Origin of the sequence: Neisseria sp. CP9 (assembly GCF_047758525.1) — a bacterium.
GTDB lineage: Bacteria > Pseudomonadota > Gammaproteobacteria > Burkholderiales > Neisseriaceae > Neisseria.
Map to the genome: position 1 here is coordinate 1278795 of NZ_CP180502.1, position 19878 is coordinate 1298672.

19 protein-coding genes, 4 tRNA genes and 2 pseudogenes are annotated in these 19878 nt (G+C 51.0%); 17 read left to right on the forward strand and 8 right to left on the reverse strand.

What is annotated here, in order from left to right; all coding sequences use genetic code 11:
• The first annotated feature begins 114 nt into the window (after positions 1-114).
• The 4 genes from dinG (at position 115) to prmC (ending at position 5467) form a co-directional block, all read left to right on the forward strand.
• Positions 115-2265: an ATP-dependent DNA helicase DinG gene (dinG, locus tag ACMYUL_RS06070; protein WP_415772610.1), complete on the forward strand. Its 2151-nt coding sequence runs from the start codon at positions 115-117 to the stop codon at positions 2263-2265.
• Between the two features lie 75 nt (positions 2266-2340).
• On the forward strand, positions 2341-3429 hold the full coding sequence (locus ACMYUL_RS06075; protein WP_342031969.1) for a sel1 repeat family protein: 1089 nt from the start codon (positions 2341-2343) through the stop codon (positions 3427-3429).
• A gap of 71 nt (positions 3430-3500) precedes the next feature.
• Positions 3501-4589 (forward strand): tetratricopeptide repeat protein, encoded by a 1089-nt coding sequence (locus tag ACMYUL_RS06080; protein WP_415772612.1) that lies wholly within the window; start codon positions 3501-3503, stop codon positions 4587-4589.
• Between the two features lie 50 nt (positions 4590-4639).
• Complete coding sequence (gene prmC, locus ACMYUL_RS06085; protein WP_415772614.1) at positions 4640-5467, forward strand: peptide chain release factor N(5)-glutamine methyltransferase; 828 nt, start codon at positions 4640-4642, stop codon at positions 5465-5467.
• 67 nt (positions 5468-5534) lie between these two features.
• Here prmC and folD read toward each other — a convergent pair whose 3' ends face one another.
• A complete protein-coding gene (folD, locus tag ACMYUL_RS06090) occupies positions 5535-6386 on the reverse strand; it encodes a bifunctional methylenetetrahydrofolate dehydrogenase/methenyltetrahydrofolate cyclohydrolase FolD (protein ID WP_003755680.1) in 852 nt (283 codons plus the stop codon).
• A gap of 238 nt (positions 6387-6624) precedes the next feature.
• On the opposite strand from folD, the gene ACMYUL_RS06095 reads away from it, so the two are divergent.
• From ACMYUL_RS06095 to ACMYUL_RS06115, 5 genes are all read left to right on the forward strand, one after another.
• Positions 6625-6702: transfer RNA gene (locus ACMYUL_RS06095), tRNA-Pro, on the forward strand.
• 26 nt (positions 6703-6728) lie between these two features.
• A tRNA-Arg gene (locus tag ACMYUL_RS06100) sits at positions 6729-6805 on the forward strand.
• Between the two features lie 10 nt (positions 6806-6815).
• Positions 6816-6891 (forward strand) — tRNA-His (locus ACMYUL_RS06105).
• 228 nt (positions 6892-7119) lie between these two features.
• Positions 7120-7641: a hypothetical protein gene (locus tag ACMYUL_RS06110; protein ID WP_415772617.1), complete on the forward strand. Its 522-nt coding sequence runs from the start codon at positions 7120-7122 to the stop codon at positions 7639-7641.
• A gap of 44 nt (positions 7642-7685) precedes the next feature.
• Positions 7686-8030 (forward strand): hypothetical protein, encoded by a 345-nt coding sequence (locus ACMYUL_RS06115; protein WP_415772619.1) that lies wholly within the window; start codon positions 7686-7688, stop codon positions 8028-8030.
• Between the two features lie 97 nt (positions 8031-8127).
• On the opposite strand, the gene ACMYUL_RS06120 is transcribed toward ACMYUL_RS06115, so the two are convergent.
• Positions 8128-10143, reverse strand: a complete 2016-nt coding sequence (locus ACMYUL_RS06120) for a TonB-dependent receptor domain-containing protein (RefSeq protein ID WP_415772621.1) — start codon at positions 10141-10143, stop codon at positions 8128-8130.
• A 414-nt stretch (positions 10144-10557) separates the two neighbouring features.
• Here ACMYUL_RS06120 and groES point away from each other — a divergent pair, with 414 nt between their 5' ends.
• The gene (gene groES / locus ACMYUL_RS06125; RefSeq protein WP_003755668.1) at positions 10558-10845 is read left to right on the forward strand and encodes a co-chaperone GroES; all 288 of its coding nucleotides are present in this window, start codon (positions 10558-10560) and stop codon (positions 10843-10845) included.
• 106 nt (positions 10846-10951) lie between these two features.
• Positions 10952-12586, forward strand: coding sequence for a chaperonin GroEL (gene groL / locus ACMYUL_RS06130; protein WP_003744506.1), 1635 nt, complete (start codon positions 10952-10954; stop codon positions 12584-12586).
• 113 nt (positions 12587-12699) lie between these two features.
• On the opposite strand, the gene ACMYUL_RS06135 is transcribed toward groL, so the two are convergent.
• Positions 12700-13269, reverse strand: a complete 570-nt coding sequence (locus ACMYUL_RS06135; RefSeq protein ID WP_415772897.1) for a hypothetical protein — start codon at positions 13267-13269, stop codon at positions 12700-12702.
• Positions 13270-13526: 257 nt separating this feature from the next.
• Between ACMYUL_RS06135 and ACMYUL_RS06140 the strand changes: the two genes are divergently transcribed.
• The 3 genes and pseudogenes from ACMYUL_RS06140 to ACMYUL_RS06150 all read left to right on the forward strand — a co-directional run bounded on the left by ACMYUL_RS06140 (position 13527) and on the right by ACMYUL_RS06150 (position 14687).
• Positions 13527-13602 (forward strand) — tRNA-Phe (locus tag ACMYUL_RS06140).
• Positions 13603-13820: 218 nt separating this feature from the next.
• Positions 13821-13922, forward strand: a pseudogene (locus ACMYUL_RS06145) (23S rRNA (pseudouridine(1915)-N(3))-methyltransferase RlmH); the annotation flags it as partial.
• Positions 13923-14234: 312 nt separating this feature from the next.
• A complete protein-coding gene (locus ACMYUL_RS06150; RefSeq protein WP_415772623.1) occupies positions 14235-14687 on the forward strand; it encodes a type IV pilin protein in 453 nt (150 codons plus the stop codon).
• 84 nt (positions 14688-14771) lie between these two features.
• On the opposite strand, the pseudogene ACMYUL_RS06155 reads toward ACMYUL_RS06150, so the two are convergent.
• The 3 genes and pseudogenes from ACMYUL_RS06155 to lptM form a co-directional block, all read right to left on the reverse strand.
• Positions 14772-14903 (reverse strand): annotated as a pseudogene (locus tag ACMYUL_RS06155) (helix-turn-helix domain-containing protein); the annotation flags it as partial.
• A 311-nt stretch (positions 14904-15214) separates the two neighbouring features.
• Positions 15215-16435 carry a diaminopimelate decarboxylase gene (lysA, locus tag ACMYUL_RS06160; protein WP_415772625.1) on the reverse strand — a complete coding sequence of 407 codons (1221 nt, stop codon included), beginning with the start codon at positions 16433-16435 and terminating at the stop codon, positions 15215-15217.
• Positions 16436-16446: 11 nt separating this feature from the next.
• On the reverse strand, positions 16447-16617 hold the full coding sequence (gene lptM / locus ACMYUL_RS06165) for an LPS translocon maturation chaperone LptM (protein WP_003755649.1): 171 nt from the start codon (positions 16615-16617) through the stop codon (positions 16447-16449).
• A 70-nt stretch (positions 16618-16687) separates the two neighbouring features.
• Here lptM and cyaY point away from each other — a divergent pair, with 70 nt between their 5' ends.
• From cyaY to luxS, 3 genes are read left to right on the forward strand one after another with little or no spacing between them, the layout of a single operon-like run.
• The gene (gene cyaY, locus ACMYUL_RS06170; RefSeq protein WP_070459616.1) at positions 16688-17011 is read left to right on the forward strand and encodes an iron donor protein CyaY; all 324 of its coding nucleotides are present in this window, start codon (positions 16688-16690) and stop codon (positions 17009-17011) included.
• 32 nt (positions 17012-17043) lie between these two features.
• Entirely contained in the window at positions 17044-17463 is a 420-nt protein-coding gene (locus ACMYUL_RS06175; protein WP_070497874.1) for a DUF2251 domain-containing protein, read from the forward strand.
• A gap of 21 nt (positions 17464-17484) precedes the next feature.
• Positions 17485-17991 carry an S-ribosylhomocysteine lyase gene (luxS, locus tag ACMYUL_RS06180; RefSeq protein WP_415772629.1) on the forward strand — a complete coding sequence of 169 codons (507 nt, stop codon included), beginning with the start codon at positions 17485-17487 and terminating at the stop codon, positions 17989-17991.
• 106 nt (positions 17992-18097) lie between these two features.
• On the opposite strand, the gene ACMYUL_RS06185 is transcribed toward luxS, so the two are convergent.
• Both ACMYUL_RS06185 and ACMYUL_RS06190 read right to left on the reverse strand, forming a co-directional pair.
• The gene (locus ACMYUL_RS06185; protein WP_415772631.1) at positions 18098-18439 is read right to left on the reverse strand and encodes a hypothetical protein; all 342 of its coding nucleotides are present in this window, start codon (positions 18437-18439) and stop codon (positions 18098-18100) included.
• Positions 18440-18689: 250 nt separating this feature from the next.
• A complete protein-coding gene (locus ACMYUL_RS06190; RefSeq protein ID WP_415772632.1) occupies positions 18690-19604 on the reverse strand; it encodes a patatin-like phospholipase family protein in 915 nt (304 codons plus the stop codon).
• Positions 19605-19878: the final 274 nt, after the last annotated feature.

Genomic DNA, 19878 nt, shown 5'->3' on the forward strand with positions numbered 1-19878 from the left:
TGAAAACGCAAAAATATGCTTTTCAGACGACCTTTCCCATCTCTCCCGAACCCGTCCGCGAAAAATGCTAAAATAACAAATTCATAAGCAAATCCACCTTTTCAGACGACCTCAATGCTCACCGATTTAGAAAAAAACGCCATCCGCGACCATTACCAAAATATCGGCAAAAACCTGCCCGGTTTCCGTCCGCGCGCTTCGCAGCGGGAAATGATTGCGGCGGTTGCCAACGCTTTTTCGCGGACGTTGACGCGCGAAGAGGGCGGCGAGCCGCCCAAGCGCGAGGGCGAGAGCATTGCCGTGATCGAAGGGCCGACCGGCGTGGGCAAATCGCTTGCCTACCTGCTGGCAGGCGGCATTATGGCGCAGACACGCGGCAAACGGCTGATTGTGAGCAGCGCGACGGTTGCCTTGCAGGAGCAGTTGGTTGACCGCGACCTGCCGTTTTTGGTGGAAAAAAGCGGTTTGGAACTGACCTTCGCGCTTGCCAAAGGGCGTGGCCGTTATCTCTGCCCCTACAAACTCTACCAACTCACGCAAAGCAACGCCCAGCAAAACCTGCTCGGCTTCGAAGCCCCCGCCGTGTTGTGGGACAGCAAACCCAAGCCCGAAGAATTGAAGCTGCTGCGCGACATCGCCGACGAATTTTCCGCCCGACGGTTCAACGGCGACCGCGACACTTGGCCGGAAAAAATCGACGACACCATCTGGATGAAGGTGAACAACGACAACTACGGCTGCCTCAAAGCCGCCTGTCCCAACCGCCCGGAATGCCCGTTTTACCTTGCCCGCGACACGCTGGAAACCGTCGATGTCGTCGTAACCAACCACGATTTGCTGATGGTCGACATCAGCATGGGCGGCGGCGTGATTTTGCCCGACCCTGAAAACAGCTTCTACTGCATCGACGAAGCGCACCACCTGCCCAAGAAAGCCCTCAGCCAGTTTGCCGCCGAGCATTCGTGGAACCAAGCCGTGTGGGCGTTGGAAAAACTGCCGCAGGTTACCGGCAAAATCGCCGCACTTACCGACAAAGGCGAGTTGGCGAACCTTGCTGACGAAGCCGCCGCCTCGCTGCTCGAAAGCCTACACGAATGGCAGTTCCACCTCGCCGAAGAGCCGTCTTTGAGCTTGGGGTCGTCTGAAAACGACAGACGGACCAACAGCGAACCGACTTGGCTGTGGGAAGACGGCAAAATTCCCGAATGTCTCGAAACCACCGTTTCCAACACCGCCATCGCGGCCCGCAGCCTCTACAAACACATCAACAGCCTCAACGACGCATTGTCCGCCGCCCGCCGCGACAAAGACCAAAACAGCGCGCAAATCGACCGCTTGAGTACCGAATTCGGCGTATTCCGCGCCCGCATCGAACAAATCACCGCCACATGGGATTTGCTCTCCACCGTCCCGCTCGAGGGCGAAGAACCGCTGGCAAAATGGATAACCCGCCGCGCCGACGACAAAAACGACTACATTTTCAACGCCAGCCCCATCAGCAGTGCGTCCCATCTCGCCAACAGCCTGTGGCGGCGCGCGGCAGGCGCAGTGTTGACTTCCGCCACCCTGCAATCCTTGGGCAGCTTCAACCTGATCCTGCGCCAAACCGGACTGCAATGGCTGCCCGAAACCACCACCCTCGCCCTAGAAAGCCCGTTTGATTTCGACGCGCAAGGCGAACTCTACATCCCGCCCGTGCACGCCAGTCCCAAAGACCCCGCCGCGCACACCGCCGCCATTGTCGAATGGCTGCCCAAGCTCATTTCGCCCACCGAAGCCATCGGCACGCTCGTCCTGTTTTCCTCGCGCAAACAAATGCAGGATGTCGCCCTGCGCCTGCTCGAAGACTACCTGCCGCTCCTGCTCGTACAAGGCGAATTGCCCAAAGCCGTCCTCCTGCAAAAACACCACCAAGCCATAGAAGAAGGCAAAGCTAGCATCATCTTCGGACTCGACAGCTTCGCCGAAGGACTCGACCTGCCCGGCACCGCCTGCGTGCAAGTCATCATCGCCAAACTCCCCTTCGCCATGCCCGACAACCCCATCGAAAAAACCCAAAACCGCTGGATAGAACAGCGCGGCGGCAACCCCTTCATCGAAATCACCGTTCCCGAAGCCGGCATCAAACTCATCCAAGCCGTCGGCCGCCTCATCCGCACCGAACAAGACTACGGCCGCGTGACCATCCTCGACAACCGCGTCAAAACGCAGCGGTACGGCCAACAATTACTAGCCAGCCTGCCGCCGTTTAAAAGGATAGGTTGAAACCCATAAAGAGGTCGTCTGAAACCTGATTTTCAGTTTCAGACGACCTCAACACAAACACAATCAACACATACCATGAACAAACTTACTTTCATCGCCCTGCTTGTCCCCCTGCTGGCTTCCTGCGGTTCGGTTTCACTTTCCCAATCCGACCGCAATTACACCCAAACCCATCCTGCCCCCAAAGCCTTTGACTCAAAGCGTACCCAATACACCTGCGCGACTTGGACACCGCCGTCCCCGCCCGATGCCGAATCCCATCTTTGGTATCGCGCCGCCACCCTGCTGGATGCCAAAGACTGGCGTATGAACAAACAGGAATTTCAGGACATGATTGTCTTGTACGAAGCTGCGGCATCAAAGGGGCATTATCAGGCAATCAACAACCTTTACCTGCTCTACACCCATGTACAAGGTTCAACCGGCATCATGTACAACCCCTTGCACAACCGCGCCCGCAAATGGCTGCATTACGGTCTGGACAAAAACTGGGCGATGGCAAACTATTGGCTGTTTGACGCTTTGTATGAAGGCAATGCAGGTTATCGTCGCAACCCACAACTTGGTCTTGCCTATCTGCAAAAAGCGGTGGATTTGGGTGTGCCGCTGGCGCAGTATGAGCTGTCCTTAATTTATGATAAACAGTTTAAAGATATGAATGCCCGTGAGTTACTACTTGGTTGTGCTGCCAAGCAGGGTTTTTCTGCTGCTATGGAAGAATTATCTAGAATCAAACGAATCCGTTATGAAAATCTGCAAGAATCCCTGCTGCTGATGCACAACGCAGTGCGCCAAGGAGGAGAAGGAGGTGGAGGGGCTGCTTTAAAGCTAAAAATGGTCTTTGCTAAGAATAAAGAACTTATGGATCAATTTTCTGACATCCATGCAGACCCCATCCGAGAAACGGCTTATAAAGAATTAAAAGTTGCTTTGAAAGGCACGGGCACAAAAAGCGGCAACCCCTTCTACACCTTCCCGCGCCTAGACGAAGTCCTCCCTTTACCGCCCGCTAAAACCCATTGGAAAGGCATCTACTCCGCAATGAGTAAAGAAGACGCGGCGTTCTATCAAAATCCACCCGACACCGCCGCTTTGGCCGCCGAGATCCTTAAACGCGGCATCGTCAAAAAAGAAGACGTCTATTGGCCGCCGCGTAAAGACTAAGACAAAAAGGTCGTCTGAAACCTGATTTTCAGTTTCAGACGACCTCAACAAAAACACAATCAACACATACCATGAAAAAACTCACTTTCATCGCCATACTTATCCCCCTGCTGGTTTCCTGCGGTTCGGTTTCACTTTCCCAATCCGACCGCGATTACACCCGCACCCATCCCGCACCCAAAGCCTTTGACTCGAAGCGTACCCAATACACCTGTGCGACTTGGACGCTGCCGTCCCCACCCGATGCCGAATCCCATCTTTGGTATCGTGCCGCCACTCTGATTCATGCTGAAGGTTGGCGCAAGAATACGCGGCAGGCTCAGGATATGATTACCCTATATGAAGCGGCAGCGTCGAAGGGGCATTATCAGGCAATCAATAACCTTTATTTACTTTATACCAACGGACAAGGGGCAAGCGGTACTTTGTATGCTCCCCAGCCCAGTCGCGCCCGCAAATGGCTGCACTACGGTCTGGACAAAAACTGGGCGATGGCAAACTACTGGCTGTTTGATGCGCTGTATGAAGGCAATGCGGGCTATCGCTATAACCCTAAACTCGCTCTTGCCTACCTGCAAAAGGCGGTGGATTTGGGGGTGCCGCTGGCACAATATGAATTGGCACGGATTTACGATAAACGATTTAAAGATTACAACACGCGCGAACTGCTGCTTGATTGCGCAGCTAGACAGGGTTTTTCTGCTGCCATGAGAGAATTGTATATGGTAAAGATCATACGCTATGACAATCTAAAAGAAGCACTGTTATTAATGCATAATGCGGTACGACAAGGTGGAGAGGGTGGAGGCAAAGCAGCATTAGGAATGTCTATGATTTATGCCAAAGATAAGGAGATTATGCATCAATTTACCGCTACTCCCGCCGATCCTGTTCGTAAAGCAGCTTATACTGAATTGAATAAAGCTCTTCTAGGTACAGGTACCAAAAGCGGCAACCCCTTCTATACCTTCCCGCGCCTAGACGAAGTCCTGCCCCTGCCGCCTGCCAAAACCCACTGGAAAGGCATCTACTCGGCAATGAGTAAAGAAGACGCAGCGTTCTACCAAAACCCGCCTGATACCGCTGCTCTTGCTGCCGATATTCTCAAACGCGGCATTGTCAAAAAAGAAGACGTATATTGGCCTCCGCGCAAAGATTAAGATAAACAGGCCCCTCACCTTTACCCGTACAAACTCAGGACAAACACGACATGACCTTAGACCAATGGCTGCGACATTCGCAGTTGCCGAGACTCGAAGCCCGTATGTTGCTGCAACATGCAGGCGGTTATAGCCGTGTGCAGTTGGTCACGCAAGGCGCCGATCCGCTGCCGGAAGCAGTAGCAGCGCAACTGGATATTCTGCAGGCACGTCGTCTGAAAGGCGAGCCGATGGCGTATATTTTAGGCGGACGGGAGTTTTACGGACGATGGTTTGAAGTCAGTCCCGACGTGTTGATTCCCCGTCCTGAAACCGAGCATTTGGTGGAGGCGGTAATCGAACATCTCCCCGCAAACGGGCAGGTTTGGGATTTGGGAACGGGCAGCGGGGCGGTCGCCGTGACTGTGGCGTTGGAAAGAACGGATGCGGTAGTGCGCGCTTCCGACATCAGCGGCGGAGCGTTGGCGATTGCCCGTAAAAACGCGAAAGCTTTGGGCGCAAGGGTCGAGTTTGCATTGGGTTCATGGTTTGAGACGGATAAGACGTCGTCTGAAGACAAACACCGCTTTGATGTCATTGTTTCCAATCCGCCTTATATCGAAGCAGGCGACGAGCATTTGAGCCAAGGGGATTTGAGATTCGAGCCGCAAACGGCGTTGACAGATTTTGCCGACGGCTTGACCTGTATTCGAGAGCTGGCGCAGCGCACGCCGGAATTTTTGAAAGAGGGCGGATGGCTGCTGCTGGAACATGGTTACAACCAAGGCGCAGCAGTGCGGCAGATTTTGACGGCAAACGGCTTTGCGAAAGTCAGTACGCAACAAGATTTGGCAGGGCTGGACAGATTGACCTTAGGCATGTTCCGCCACGTTGAATAATGTTCTTAGTGGCTGAAAGTGAAGCCGCCAATCTGCCGCCCGCCGCATCAAGTCAGTTTATAGCGGTTTAATCATGCAGCGTCGCAGCATGTAAAGTATTTTCCAATAAAGTAGCAATCGTCATCGGACCGACTCCGCCAGGTACTGGGGTAATCATACCGGCACGCTCTTTGGCGACATCAAACTCTACATCGCCACACAAGCTGCCGTCTTCCAAACGGTTAATCCCGACATCAATCACCACCGCGCCGGGTTTAATCCATTCCCCTTTGACAAAATTGGGAATCCCGACGCCCACCACCACAATATCGGCAGCCCCGACTTCTTTGTCTAGGTTCTCCGTCGCGCTGTGGCAAATCGTTACCGTGGCGCGGGCAAGCAGCAGCTCCAATGCCTGCGGGCGTCCGACAATATTCGATGCCCCGACAACCACCGCCTTCTTGCCTTTCGGATCGATGCCGTAAGCCTCCAGCAGCGTCATCACACCCTTGGGCGTACAAGGGCGCATCAGCGGCATTTTTACCACCAAACGACCCACGTTATAAGGATGGAAGCCGTCCACATCTTTGTCCGGATGGATACGTTCCAAAACAGCCTGACTGTCTAAGCCCTCAGGAAGCGGAAGCTGCACCAAAATACCGTCTACTTCCGCGTTCCCGTTCAATTCATCAATCAGCTTCAGCAAATCTTCCTGAGAAGTCGATGCAGGCAGTTCATAAGACAAAGACCTGATGCCGCATTTTTGGCAGGCCGATTTCTTGTTGCGGACATATACGGCACTGGCAGGATTGTCACCGACCAACACCACGGCCAAACAAGGCGCGCGCAATCCGGATTCAAGCCGCTTGGCTACCGCAGCGGATACCAGCTGCAAACGCTCCTGCGATATTTTTTTACCGTCAATCAATTGGGCTGTCATGAAATTTCCATTTGGTTATCAATAAATAGCAAACGCAATTATCGCATTTTTAAACCGATTTGGCAGTCGGATAACAGCAAAAACCGAAACTGTATTTTTGAACGGCATTACACCCGGTATGAAGTAGGCAAAAAATTAAATTTTAAATAAAAATAAACAGATAATTTAGAAAAAAGAAAAATGATCTTAAATTGGATTGACAGTGTTTCGACACATCTGTATATTCCCATTCTTCAGTCGGGGCGTAGCGCAGCCCGGTTAGCGCATCTGCTTTGGGAGCAGAGGGTCGTGAGTTCGAATCCCACCGCCCCGACCACCAAAATTCAGCACGAATCGGCATGAGCGCCCGTAGCTCAACCGGATAGAGCACCGACCTTCTAAGTCGGGGGTTACAGGTTCGATTCCTGTCGGGCGTGCCAAAAGTTAATGGTGGCTGTAGCTCAGTTGGTAGAGCCCTGGATTGTGATTCCAGTTGTCGTGGGTTCGAGCCCCATCAGCCACCCCAAATAAAAAATCCTGCATAGCAATATGCAGGATTTTTTATTGTCTATTGCATTTCAAATAGCGGTTGGACTTGCACATCATCCATGAGAATTGAAGTATTTGGTTTTTGAAGTGTCGTGGTATGTAAGATAAACTTTTAGGTGACTTTGAGGTCGTCTGAAAACAAATCTTCTGAAAGTAACAAATTTTCTGTGAAACTGAAGACTCCCTAGAGAAAAGGAGAACCATCATGCCCGTCCCTACCCACTTGCAGCCTTATATTCACGCTGACAGTCTGCATAGTTTCGATGGTATTGAGTACCGTTTTGCCATAGCCCATAATGGTTCAAACCGTTTCTACATCCGTTATTATGGCGAATTTTGCGATAGCCTGATTACTGATGCAGACAACGCCCCGGTCAAAGTTGTCGCCGTTGAGCCTGAAAGCGGACAGGAAATCCTGCTGTTTGATGGCGGTAGGCACGGCTACAATGCCATGTTGTGCGATGAACATTCTGAAGATTCTCTGAATAATCGCCCCCTGCAAGATTTGGATGACACGCTGTACCAAATTGAAGTTCATGCCTTCTACAATATCGACTATGAAGCCGAACGCGAAGATTTTTGCGATGAAAACGGCAAAGTAGAGCTGATAAACGGGGAAATCATAGATTTTGATCGCCTACGGCAGAGTGGTATAGATGCGATAGTCATTGAGCTTATTGATCCGCAAGGGAAACGGCGTGAAATTGTGAGGGAAGAGCTGGCTTAATCCATCAATCCCCAAAATGATAATTTTTAATGTCTCATCTAAACATGAAAAAGCACATCGACGACTTGCGCAATGTCGTGTATATCCATGACTTAACCGTTGCCTTAGAAGAAGATATCTCTGCTTTCCCCGCGACGTGGACGCTGACCCATCCTTATTTCACGCTGCCGATGACCATTGCTTTTTATAATGTGAACGATATCAGCGTTATACCGCTGCACGAGAGTTTCGGTTGCTATCTGATGGAGCAGCCCGAAATATCGCTGTATTTCACCAAAACCAACCGCCATTCGTGGCAGCATGATTTGACCGTTTTTATTAAAACGCTGATGCAATACATTCACTCAATCGAAGCGAAACGCGACAAGGCTGTCCGAAAGGACATTTGAACAAACGGTCTTCCGGTAAACACGGTTTTCCAAACAAAGAGACGTCGTCTGAAAACAGTAGAAGTTTTCAGACGACGTCTTTGCTTTTACGCAATGTTTAGAAGCGGTAGTTAACGCTCAGACGAACATCGCGGCCCGGTTCAGGCAGGGAGTTGGCACCGGCACGTTGGCTGTGCGGCTTGTAGTTTTTATTCAAGACATTGTTGACGGCGAAGTTGACGTTCAAGTCGTCTTTGCCCGTCGGCTTCCAGTTGGCGAAGACATCGTTGACGCCGTAGCCCGCACGGACAACATTCAGAGCTACGTCAGAGCCGCGCGATGTCGGGGCATAGCCTGCATTTTGGACATAACGCCCGCGCCAGCCGATTTCCAGATTCGGATTGTCGAATTGGTACGACAGACCTGTCGTCCATGTACGTCCCATCGGGATAGCGGTTGTCACGATGTCGGCGGTATCTCCGTTCAACTTCGGTCTGCTGTAAGCTACGCCTGCGCGGGCGGTCAGACCTTTCCAACGGTAGGCGGCGTTCAGTTCGTAACCTCTGTTTTTCAGCTTGCCGCCGTTATACCAGACGTAGTTTCGGCCTTCTTGGCGGATGGCTTGCACATCTTTGATTTGTTGGTGGAAGTAGCTGCCGGACAGTGTTAGGGCAGAATTCCAGTGGTAGTTAAAGCCGATTTCTGCATTTCGCGAGCGTTCTGCTTTCAAGTCAGGCGATGCAACAATCGGCCTGTTGTTTGCTAAAGCTGCTTCGTACAGGCGGGGGCTGCGGGTTGCATAGTTCAGGCTGGTGTTGATGGAGAATTCTGGAGAAATATCATAAACCAACCCGATGCTTGGATTGAAGTTGCCGTCTGAGTTTTCTGTTTTGCTGCTGGTTTTCATTTTCCAACGGTCATAGCGCAGACCTGTGGTCAGAGTAACCGGTGAGAGATCCCAAATACCTTCAACATATGCGCCTGCATCGTTTTTCTTCTCTCCACCTTCTCCATTTGAGCTACTTTTTTGAGTACGCCAGTTTAATCCGTATTTTAAGGTGTGACGGTCAAATAGACGACTGTCGAGATTGAGGTTGGCTCCGTATGTCCGTACTTCGCCGTCCAATTCATAATTTGGATTGGGGACTTCATCACGTTTGGTGTTCAAACGGTAAACATTGGCTTTGATTTTGTCGATAAAGCCCAAGTTTCCGCCTTTGAATTCCAAGTTAGTGGTGTCTTGGGTCAGCGTGCGGTAACGCGGCGAGTTGTTGGCGGTATTCGGAATGCGGTTGCCGTTGGCATCCAAAATGTATTGACCCGTGCGGCGGTCGGTTTGGAATACTTGTGAGAAATCAAACTCCTCACGCAGAGCGCGTTCCCCATATTGTTTCTCTTGGCGGTGGCTCAATTCAATACGGTTGTCTTCATTGAAGCGATAGCCGATTTTGCCCAGCAAGCCGCGCGAACCCAATGCACTGTTCAAAACCTTATCGCTTCCGAGCAGATTACGGTAGCCTTTGCCTGCCGTGTATTCTTTGTCGCGTACGAAATTGCCTGAAACCAAAGCATCAAAACCGCCTGCTTGACCGTAAACGCTTGCGCCGCGTGAATAGCCTTTATTGCTGCTGATACCGGCATTGACTTTGAAACCGACGTTTTGACCTTCTCTCAGCAAATCTTTGGCTTCAACCGTTTCGGCAACAATCGCGCCGCTGGTTGCACCGATACCTGCTGAGGCCGAACCCGTACCTTTTTGTACGGCAACGACTTTTACCAATGCGGGGTCAAGCATAAAGCGGCCGTTGTGGTGGAAAATCTGGCTGTCAGTGTAAGTATCGTCAACTTTATAGTCTATTTGGTCTTGTCCCATGCCTCGGATGGTTACCCATTGCGACTGACCGTTGCCACCGCCGAAACTGATAGAGGGTTCGTTGAACAATACGTCTTTTAAATCAGTGGAAGTCGTTTCTTCCATACGTTTCGTTGTTACACGGTGTGTGGCGCTTGTAGCCTGACCTTTGACGGTAACAGTATCAAGGGTAACGCTTTCTTTCGCTTCGTTTTCCGCGTGGGCAAAGCCGGCGGCGAGTGCCAGTGAAAGCAGGCTGAATCGGAACAGGGGGGGAGTCATGTAAATTTCCTTTTTGGATAAGTTTCAGTTCTTTAACTAAACTATTTATTAATAATAATTTCTATTTATTTTAAAGATAGGATATTATTTTGTAAAGGCGTGCATAGGTTTGCATCCATCGTTTCATGCCTTTTGCTGATAGAACCATTTGAAGCTCGCCGACTGTAAAAGTTCATCTGAAAATGTTTGCCTGTTTGAACCGTATTGAGAGATGGTGCGCAATCTGTCATGCCCGTTTTCAGACGACCCTGCATAGAAAATTTTTACTTCTTCCCTTGAATTTATCGGGCCGAACCCTAATTTGCCGCTGTGTTCAGGTAAGTTTGTTGACAAACTTACCGCCTTATTTTTCAAACCGCATCTGCCGGCTGAAGGCAGATGATTGTTTTCAAACTATTTATCGGAGCATAAAACATGACCATCCGTCCTTTACACGACCGCGTCGTCGTCAAACGCTTGGAAGCTGAAGAGAAAACCGCATCAGGCATCGTCCTGCCGGGCGCAGCCGCCGAAAAACCCGATATGGGCGAAGTAATCGCCGTGGGCGCAGGCAAAATCGGTAAAGACGGCAACCGCCGTCCGCTGGATGTCAAAGTTGGCGACAAAGTCATTTTCGGCAAATACAGCGGTCAAACCGTAAAAGCCGACGGCGAAGAGCTGTTGGTAATGCGCGAAGAAGACATTTTTGGGATTGTGGAATAAGCATTCCGTGCATTCAAAACGATAGGTCGTCTGAAAAGGCTATACAAGGTTTTCAGACGACCTCAGACAGAATCAAATGTATTAAATAAATTAGGAGAATCAAAATATGGCAGCAAAAGACGTACAGTTCGGTAACGAAGTCCGCCAAAAAATGGTCAGCGGCGTGAACACTCTGGCAAACGCCGTCCGCGTAACTTTAGGTCCTAAAGGCCGCAACGTAGTGGTTGACCGCGCATTCGGCGGTCCGCATATCACTAAAGACGGTGTTACCGTCGCTAAAGAAATCGAATTGAAAGACAAATTCGAAAACATGGGCGCGCAAATGGTGAAAGAAGTGGCGTCCAAAACCAACGACGTAGCGGGTGACGGTACGACTACCGCCACCGTACTGGCTCAAGCCATCGTTGCCGAAGGCATGAAATACGTGACCGCCGGCATGAACCCGACCGACCTGAAACGCGGTATCGACAAAGCAGTTGCCGCTTTGGTTGAAGAGCTGAAAAACATCGCCAAACCTTGCGATACTTCCAAAGAAATCGCCCAAGTCGGCTCGATTTCCGCCAACTCCGACGAACAAGTCGGCGCGATTATTGCCGAAGCGATGGAAAAAGTCGGCAAAGAAGGCGTGATCACCGTTGAAGACGGCAAATCTTTGGAAAACGAATTGGATGTCGTCGAAGGTATGCAGTTCGACCGCGGCTACCTGTCCCCTTACTTCATCAACGACGCGGAAAAACAAATCGCCGCGCTGGACAATCCGTTTGTATTGCTGTTCGACAAAAAAATCAGCAACATCCGCGACCTGCTGCCTGTTTTGGAACAAGTGGCAAAAGCCAGCCGTCCGCTGTTGATTATCGCTGAAGACGTAGAAGGCGAAGCCTTGGCGACTTTGGTCGTGAACAACATCCGCGGCATCCTGAAAACCGTTGCCGTTAAAGCCCCCGGCTTCGGTGACCGCCGCAAAGCCATGTTGCAAGACATCGCCATTCTGACCGGCGGTACCGTGATTGCCGAAGAAGTCGGCCTGTCTTTGGAAAAAGCCACTTTGGAAGACTTGGGTCAAGCCAAACGCATCGAAATCGGTAAAGAAAACACCACCATCATCGACGGCTTCGGCGACGCAGCCCAAATCGAAGCGCGTGTTGCCGAAATCCGCCAACAAATCGAAACCGCAACCAGCGATTACGACAAAGAAAAACTGCAAGAGCGCGTTGCCAAACTGGCAGGCGGCGTGGCAGTAATCAAAGTCGGTGCTGCTACCGAAGTCGAAATGAAAGAGAAAAAAGACCGCGTGGAAGACGCGCTGCACGCTACCCGCGCAGCCGTTGAAGAAGGCGTGGTTGCCGGCGGCGGCGTAGCCCTGTTGCGCGCCCGTGCCGCTCTGGAAAACCTGCACACCGGCAATGCCGACCAAGACGCAGGCGTACAAATCGTCTTGCGCGCCGTTGAGTCTCCGCTGCGCCAAATCGTTGCCAACGCAGGCGGCGAGCCTAGCGTGGTCGTGAACAAAGTGCTGGAAGGCAAAGGCAACTACGGTTACAACGCAGGCTCCGGCGAATACGGCGACATGATTGAAATGGGCGTACTCGACCCCGCCAAAGTAACCCGTTCCGCGCTGCAACACGCCGCGTCTATCGCCGGCCTGATGCTGACGACCGATTGCATGATTGCCGAAATCCCTGAAGAAAAACCGGCTATGCCTGATATGGGCGGCATGGGTGGTATGGGCGGCATGATGTAAGGTTGCCCAAACCTGAGCGCAAACAAAAACCTGCACGGACAACCGTGCAGGTTTTTTCTTTCAAAGAAGGTCGTCTGAAAACGGGTAGGGCGGATTTTCAGACGACCCCTAGCTTATCTTGCCTGCTCCATAGCAGCCATTAATGCATTAAAGTTTTGCATTAGCGTTGCTTTATCGAACCAGCCAGCCAGTGTAAACAGCTGTATAAAAATCCCTATAATCACAACCATACAGCAGAAGTACAAAAGATAGCCTTTGAATACCGTCCAAACTTTAACCTGCCCCATTTTCATCAAGCCGACAGCCTGCGCCCCAAACGCCCAAGTCTTCCAAAACATCAACAGCGGCGTAATTTGCGGGATATAAAACACAAGCAGCGCCGGAATCATCAAAGCCTCCGATGCCAAGATGAATCCCCATAAAGGCAGGCGCGGCGCGCCATTTATGCTTAAAACATAACGCATCACACGGCTCAAAATCAGCCACCTTATAACGGTAACCAACACGCCAAAGACGACAGCGGCAGTGCTGACGCCGAGCAAGGGAGACATATCTGCCGCATTAATCATGCCCAACAGCAGCAAAATCGCCAAAATGACAGGCAGCGTATAGAAATAATCAGCAGGATTTTTATAGCGCAGACGCAGAATATCCCACATATCTTTTAAAAAATCATACAACATCAAACAGATATCTTCAGAAACAAAAAAGCGATTGTATCTTAAAACGACACATAGGTCGTCTGAAATTGACAATCCATCCCCGATGGAAAAATTATGGGTGCTGACGGTCGATATCCGGCGGATTTTGTTCAAAATCATCGAAATTTAATTTAAGTTAAAACAAAAGTTTATAAAATATCTCTGCGCCATTTCAAAATAAACCTTGCATGAACCCGTTGTTTTTGGTTTAATGCCCACTTCCCTGCAACGCAGATGAAGGCCAGATAGCTCAGTTGGTAGAGCAACGGATTGAAAATCCGTGTGTCGGCGGTTCGATTCCGCCTCTGGCCACCACAAAAACCGCCTAAGGCGGTTATTTTTTTATCTCATGCCATCAAGCATCATCAAGCTAATCCCTCTTGATAAGACATCCCACAATTTTCAGTTGCATTCTGTTATCTGACCCTGCCCCTTTCCGCTAATCGAAACGTCTTTTGTATTTGAAATACAAAACGAAGGTCGTCTGAAACCTTGCAGACGACCCCATCCGACCAAGGAACCCCATGAACATCACCGTCCTCACCCTCCCGCACGGCATGGTGCGCGTCCTTCTGACCGAACAGCTCTACCGCGCCGTCTCCATCCTCCACAACCATCCCTACCACCGCGAATAACAAAAGCCGTTCCCGCAGGCAGGCTTCGCGTGTCCACCGCATAAATCGGGCGCAGGCGTATCTGTTGCGAATTAAATACATCAAGAAATAGTAAACTGGGAAATATTCAGATATTGTTTGAATGCCCGTCATAAGGACGATAAGATACCGACCTCATTTGATAAGGGATTGATTCAGAAACAGTTCGGGCTTGCCGAAGGCAACTTCGCCGTATGGTTTTGAAGTGAGCCACGATAAAACATCAATCCCCATTTTTATTTCACACAACAATAAACATCAAATTATTCGGTTTATGTTTCGAAAGGGGGCGGAATGAAGGAAATTCAGCGGGGATTTTCTTTGTCTCAATTGGTTTTCACCATCATGATGGTAGGGATTTTGGCGGCGATTGCTTATCCGTCTTACCAAAAATACGTCGCAGATACCAAGTTGCAGGAAGTGCGTGCCGCCATGCTGGAAAACGCCCAATTTCTGGAGCGTTTTTATCAAAAAAACGGAAGTTTCAAACAAAGCTCTACCCAATGGCCGGATTTGCCGATTAAGGAAATCGGCGATTTTTGCATCAAGGTGCAAGGTGACGCCAAAGGCACGCCGGACGGGCGGTTTACCCTGAAGGCAGTAGCGCGGTCGGATAAAAATCCCAAGGTATTGAAGATCAACGAAAGCTTTGTCACGGTATCGTGTGAAACGACCGAAAGCACCTGCGAAGACAAGGCGCAGCATTTCGCCAATACGGACAAATCATGCAAGATATTTGAGTCTTGAGGCATCGATAGCAAAAGGTCGTCTGAAACCGAAGTTGGTTTGCCGTTTTGCTTTTTCGGTGCCGCATTACTGCCCTTGGTTTCAGTGCCGCTTGGTTTCGCGGCTGATGGTGCTTTTGTGGCGGTTAAGCTGTTTGGCGATTTTGGCGACGGTACATTGGAGGGACAGGTATTGGATAGGGTATCGTTCGTCTTGGGTCAGTTGCGTGTAGCTCATATGGAAAGTTGCACTTCAAATCCGAATCCGCCGTCGTCTGAAAACGGATAGGGAGCGCATCCCCAAACTGAAAGGCTTTGATTTATAGTGGATTAACAAAAATCAGGACAAGGCGACGAAGCCGCAGACAGTACAGATAGTACGGAACCGATTCACTTGGTGCTTCAACACCTTAGAGAATCGTTCTCTTTGAGCTAAGGTGAGGCAACGCCGTACTGGTTTAAAGTTAATCCACAATAAAAGGCTTTAATTTACTTAATCTTTAGCCCATAAACCCGCTTGGTGGTTTATGGGCTATAAACGATCAAACCTTACAAACAAGCCATTTCGTTTGCCATTTGCTGTTCTAAGGTTTCGCGTCGGCGGATAAGCCGGTATTCATTGCCGTCCACCAAGACTTCTGCCGCCCGGTTGCGCGTGTTGTAATTGCTTGCCATGCTGGCGCCGTATGCGCCTGTGCTGCGGATAACCAGCAAATCGCCTTCTTCGCAGGCAAGGGTGCGGTCTTTGCCGAGGAAGTCGCCGGTTTCGCAAATCGGGCCGACGATGTTGGCGGTCAGCGGCGGGATGTTTTTTTGCTCCACCGCTTCGATATGGTGATAGGCGTCATAGAGTGCGGGGCGCATGAGGTCGTTCATGGCGGCATCGACCATGACGAAGTTTTTCTCTTCGCCGTGTTTGACGAACTCGACACGCGTCAGCAGCGAGCCTGCGTTGCCGACCAGGCTGCGGCCGGGTTCGAGGATGAGTTTCAGACGACGTGTGCCGATTAGTTTTTGAACTGCTTGGGCATACGCGCCCAAATCGGGGACGGTTTCGTCTTGATAAACGATGCCGACGCCGCCGCCTAAGTCCAGATGTTCCAAAACGATGCCTTCGGCGGCAAGTGCGTCAACCAAAATCAAAATGCGCTCGCAGGCTTCGATGAGCGGGCTTAAGTCGGTCAGTTGCGAACCGATGTGGCAGTCGATGCCAATGATTTTGAGGTGGCTTTGGCGGGCGGCGTGGCGGTAGGCTTCGAGCGCGTCGGCGTAGGCGATGCCGAATTTGTTGGCTTTCAGGCCGGTGGAGATGTAGGGATGGGTTTTGGCATCGACATCGGGGTTGACGCGCAGGGAGACGGATGCGGTTTTGCCCAAGCGTTCGGCAACCTTTTGAATGCGGTCGATTTCGGGGATGCTTTCCATATTGAAGCATTTCACGCCTGCATGGAGCGCGAACTCGATTTCCGCCTCGCTTTTGCCCACGCCTGAGAATATGGTTTTCGCCGCGTCGCCGCCCGCCGCCAAAACGCGCGCCAATTCGCCACCGGAGACGATGTCGAAACCGCTGCCCAGCGAGGCGAAGTGTTTGATGATGCTCAGATTGCCGTTTGCCTTGACGGCGTAGCAGACGAGCGGGGAAAGCGCGGCAAACGCGGTTTGGTAGTTTTCAAATGCTTCGGTCAGCGCGGATTGGCTGTACACATAAAGCGGCGTGCCGAATTCTTCGGCAAGGCGGGGGTAAGGGACTTGTTCGCAATGCAGGGTCATGGTGGTAAGACTTAGTCGTTGGTTTGATTGGTCGGCTCTTTGGAAGAATGGATTTTCAGGCCGGTTTGAACCACGCCGAAACGCGCCTTGTCGCCTTCTTTGGGCAGGTAGAGGTCGCCTTTGTAACCGCAGGCCGAGAGCAGGAGGGCGGTCGCCGCAGCAAAAAATACGCCGTATTTCATCGGTAAACTTCCTTCATAAGCGCGAATGTGGCAAGATTCGGTATCTTAAACAAAAAACACATAAAAAGCCATGATGACCGAAAGCGAATTCATCCGCATGAGCGAAGAATTGTTTGAACACATCGAAGACCAAATCGACGAAAACGGCTGGGATTTCGACTGCCAGTTTGCCGGAAACGTCCTGACCATCGAAGCGGCGGACGGCACGCAAATCATCGTCAACCGTCACACACCAAACCAAGAATTGTGGATTGCCGCTAAAAGCGGCGGCTACCATTTCGCCGAGCAAAATGGCAAATGGCTGGCAACGCGTGACAGCCGCGATTTCTACGATGTTTTGAACGAAGCACTGAGCGCGGCTTCAGGCGAAGCGGTTGAAATTGCCGAATTGTAATTTGAGAGTGATCACAAAGAGAGCGTTACCCAATGGCACAATTACCGCTATATCTGACTTCCGAAATCAAAGACTTTACTGTCGGCACGCCCGAAGTTTTACAATCATTTTTCGAACATGTCCCTTATGGCGTCGTCTTTGAAGACGACGGCGACACAGGCTACTTCTATGCTGCCTCGAAAGATGGGATTTTGGATGCTTTGCATATCTACAATGTCGAAGATGTATCCGACAAACATATCCCCAATCATGTTTTGATCTTATGGGACGATGCCTGCACTTTGGCAGCTTTGTGCATCAACGACTACATCCATGCTGTCTATGATTTTGTCGAGCAGGCAGGATATTGCCGCAACGGCTTCCCTGAAACAGACGGAGAATGGGTGAAAGTCGAAAACCGCGTCTTGGACGATGAATTGCTGGACAAAATCCTATCCCGAAAACCTACATAAACCACTCAAAAGGATAACAAAATGCCCCTGTTAGACAGTTTCAAGGTTGACCACACCCGTATGCACGCCCCTGCCGTGCGTGTGGCGAAAACCATGACCACGCCCAAAGGCGACACCATTACCGTATTCGACCTGCGCTTTTGCGTTCCCAACAAAGAAATCCTGTCCGAAAAAGGCATCCACACGCTGGAGCATTTGTTCGCAGGCTTTATGCGCGACCACTTGAACGGCAACGGTGTCGAAATCATCGATATTTCCCCGATGGGCTGCCGCACCGGTTTCTACATGAGCCTTATCGGCACGCCCGACGAGCAGCAGGTTGCCGACGCATGGCTCGCTTCAATGCAGGATGTGGTCAATGTCAAAGACCAAAGCAAAATCCCCGAGTTGAATAAATACCAATGCGGCACCTACATGATGCACTCGCTTGCCGAAGCGCAGGAAATCGCGCAAAACGTATTGACGCGCAAAGTGGCGGTGAACAAAAACGAAGATCTGACGCTGGATGAAAGTTTGCTGAACGCTTAAACGATAGGTATTGAAAAAGGTCGTCTGAAAACGGGAAACCGATTTCAGACGACCTTTTGTTTGAATAGAAAGGATGGACAGATTGTCCATCGAAGCGACAAACCGTTTACCGCCCTGCTTTGGTTCCGCCCGGACCATACACAGCACCCCACGCGGCATCGAGCTGCTGCCCAGCCTGTCTCAAGGTTTCCGCCTGCTGGCTTTTCACATTCATTGCCGCCTGAAGCTCGCCCTGCAAGCGGACGATGTCGGCTTGGGCTTTTTGCAGGCGGTATTGCGCGTCTTCAAGGTCACTTTGCAGGGAAATGATTTTGCTGTCGTTGCCGGTTTGCTGTTTCAGTGCGGCGCGGTAGGCGGAACGCGCGTTCATCAAATTGTCTTTCGCAGTGTCTGCCATTGCGTTCAGCGAAACGCCGATTAATATCAAGGCGATGAGTTTGTTGTTCATAAAACATCCTTTGATGCTGTCCCGCGATGTATAGTGGATTAACTTTAAACCAGTACGGCGTTGCCTCGCCTTAGCTCAAAGAGAACGATTCTCTAAGGTGCTGAAGCACCAAGTGAATCGGTTCCGTACTATTTGTACTGTCTGCGGCTTCGTCGCCTTGTCCTGATTTTTGTTAATCCACTATATTAGAGGTCGTCTGAAAACGGAAAAGCTGTTTTCAGACGACCTTTTTGATGCGGTAGGCTATTGATTAATATTGATATGCGGCGAGTTTGCGCTTGATTTCGGGCAAGGCGGCACGGGCGGCTTCTTCACCCAGCTGGATGGCGCGTCGTTTTTGGTCGAAACCGCCGATAGAACCCATCTCCAACACTTGCGGTTTAATCACGACGTTTGCCTGACCCAATTCATGTTGGAGCAGCGGAATGCTCATGACGTTGAACGTTTGGTCGAGGTAAGAGAAAAAGCCTTGGTTGACGTTTTTCACCGGACGGGCGGAAATATCGACGGCGATAATGAAATTGGCGCCTTGTTTTTTAGCCGCGCTGACGGGAACAGGCTGCGACAGACCGCCGTCAACGTATCGGCGGCCGCCAATCATGGTGGGCTGGAACACGTTGGGGATGGACGCGGACGCGCGGACTGCCTGTCCGACGTTGCCTCGGTTGAAGGCGACGGCTTTGCCGCTTTCAAAATCGGTGGCGACGGCGGCGAATTTAATCGGCAATTGCTGGATGGGGCGGTTGCCGACTTTTTGGTTGATGTAGTTTTGCAGTTTTTCGCCTTTGATGAAGCCGCTGCTGGATAGGGTCAGGTCAACCAAGTCGGTTTTGCCCAAAATTTCGGCTTCGAGTTCGAGGCGGTCGGGCGACATGCCTGAAGCGTACAGGCTGCCAACGATGGAGCCTGCGGATGTGCCTGTCACGACTTTGACGGGAATATTGTTTTCTTTCAAGACTTTGATAATGCCGATATGGGCAAAACCTTTGGATGCGCCGCCGCCGAGCGCGAGTGCGACCACGGCTTTGGGCTTGGCGGTATTCGCGGTATGGGTATGCGGCTTGGCATCCGATTTGTCGGAGGTATGGCTCGGACAGGCAGCGAGCATGAGTACGACAGACGCTGTCAGCGTAGTGCGCAGTGTTTGAATCAGCAATGGTTTCATTTTCAGACGACCTTTATAGATGGATTTTTGGTTTGGAACATATTGTCAGCCGAATGGCGCGAAACCCGTCACGGTATGCGCTCCGTCGTGTTTTTATCGGCGCGGCTGCAGTATAGTGGATTAAATTTGAATCAGGACAAGGCGAGGCAACGCCGTACGGGTTTAAAGTTAATCCACTATAAAGTGGCAGAAAACCTGTTGCCCGCTTGGTCATGAAAACAGGCGGAATCAGGGGAACAGGCAATCTGCCATCCGCCTTGTCAGGCGGCATAAG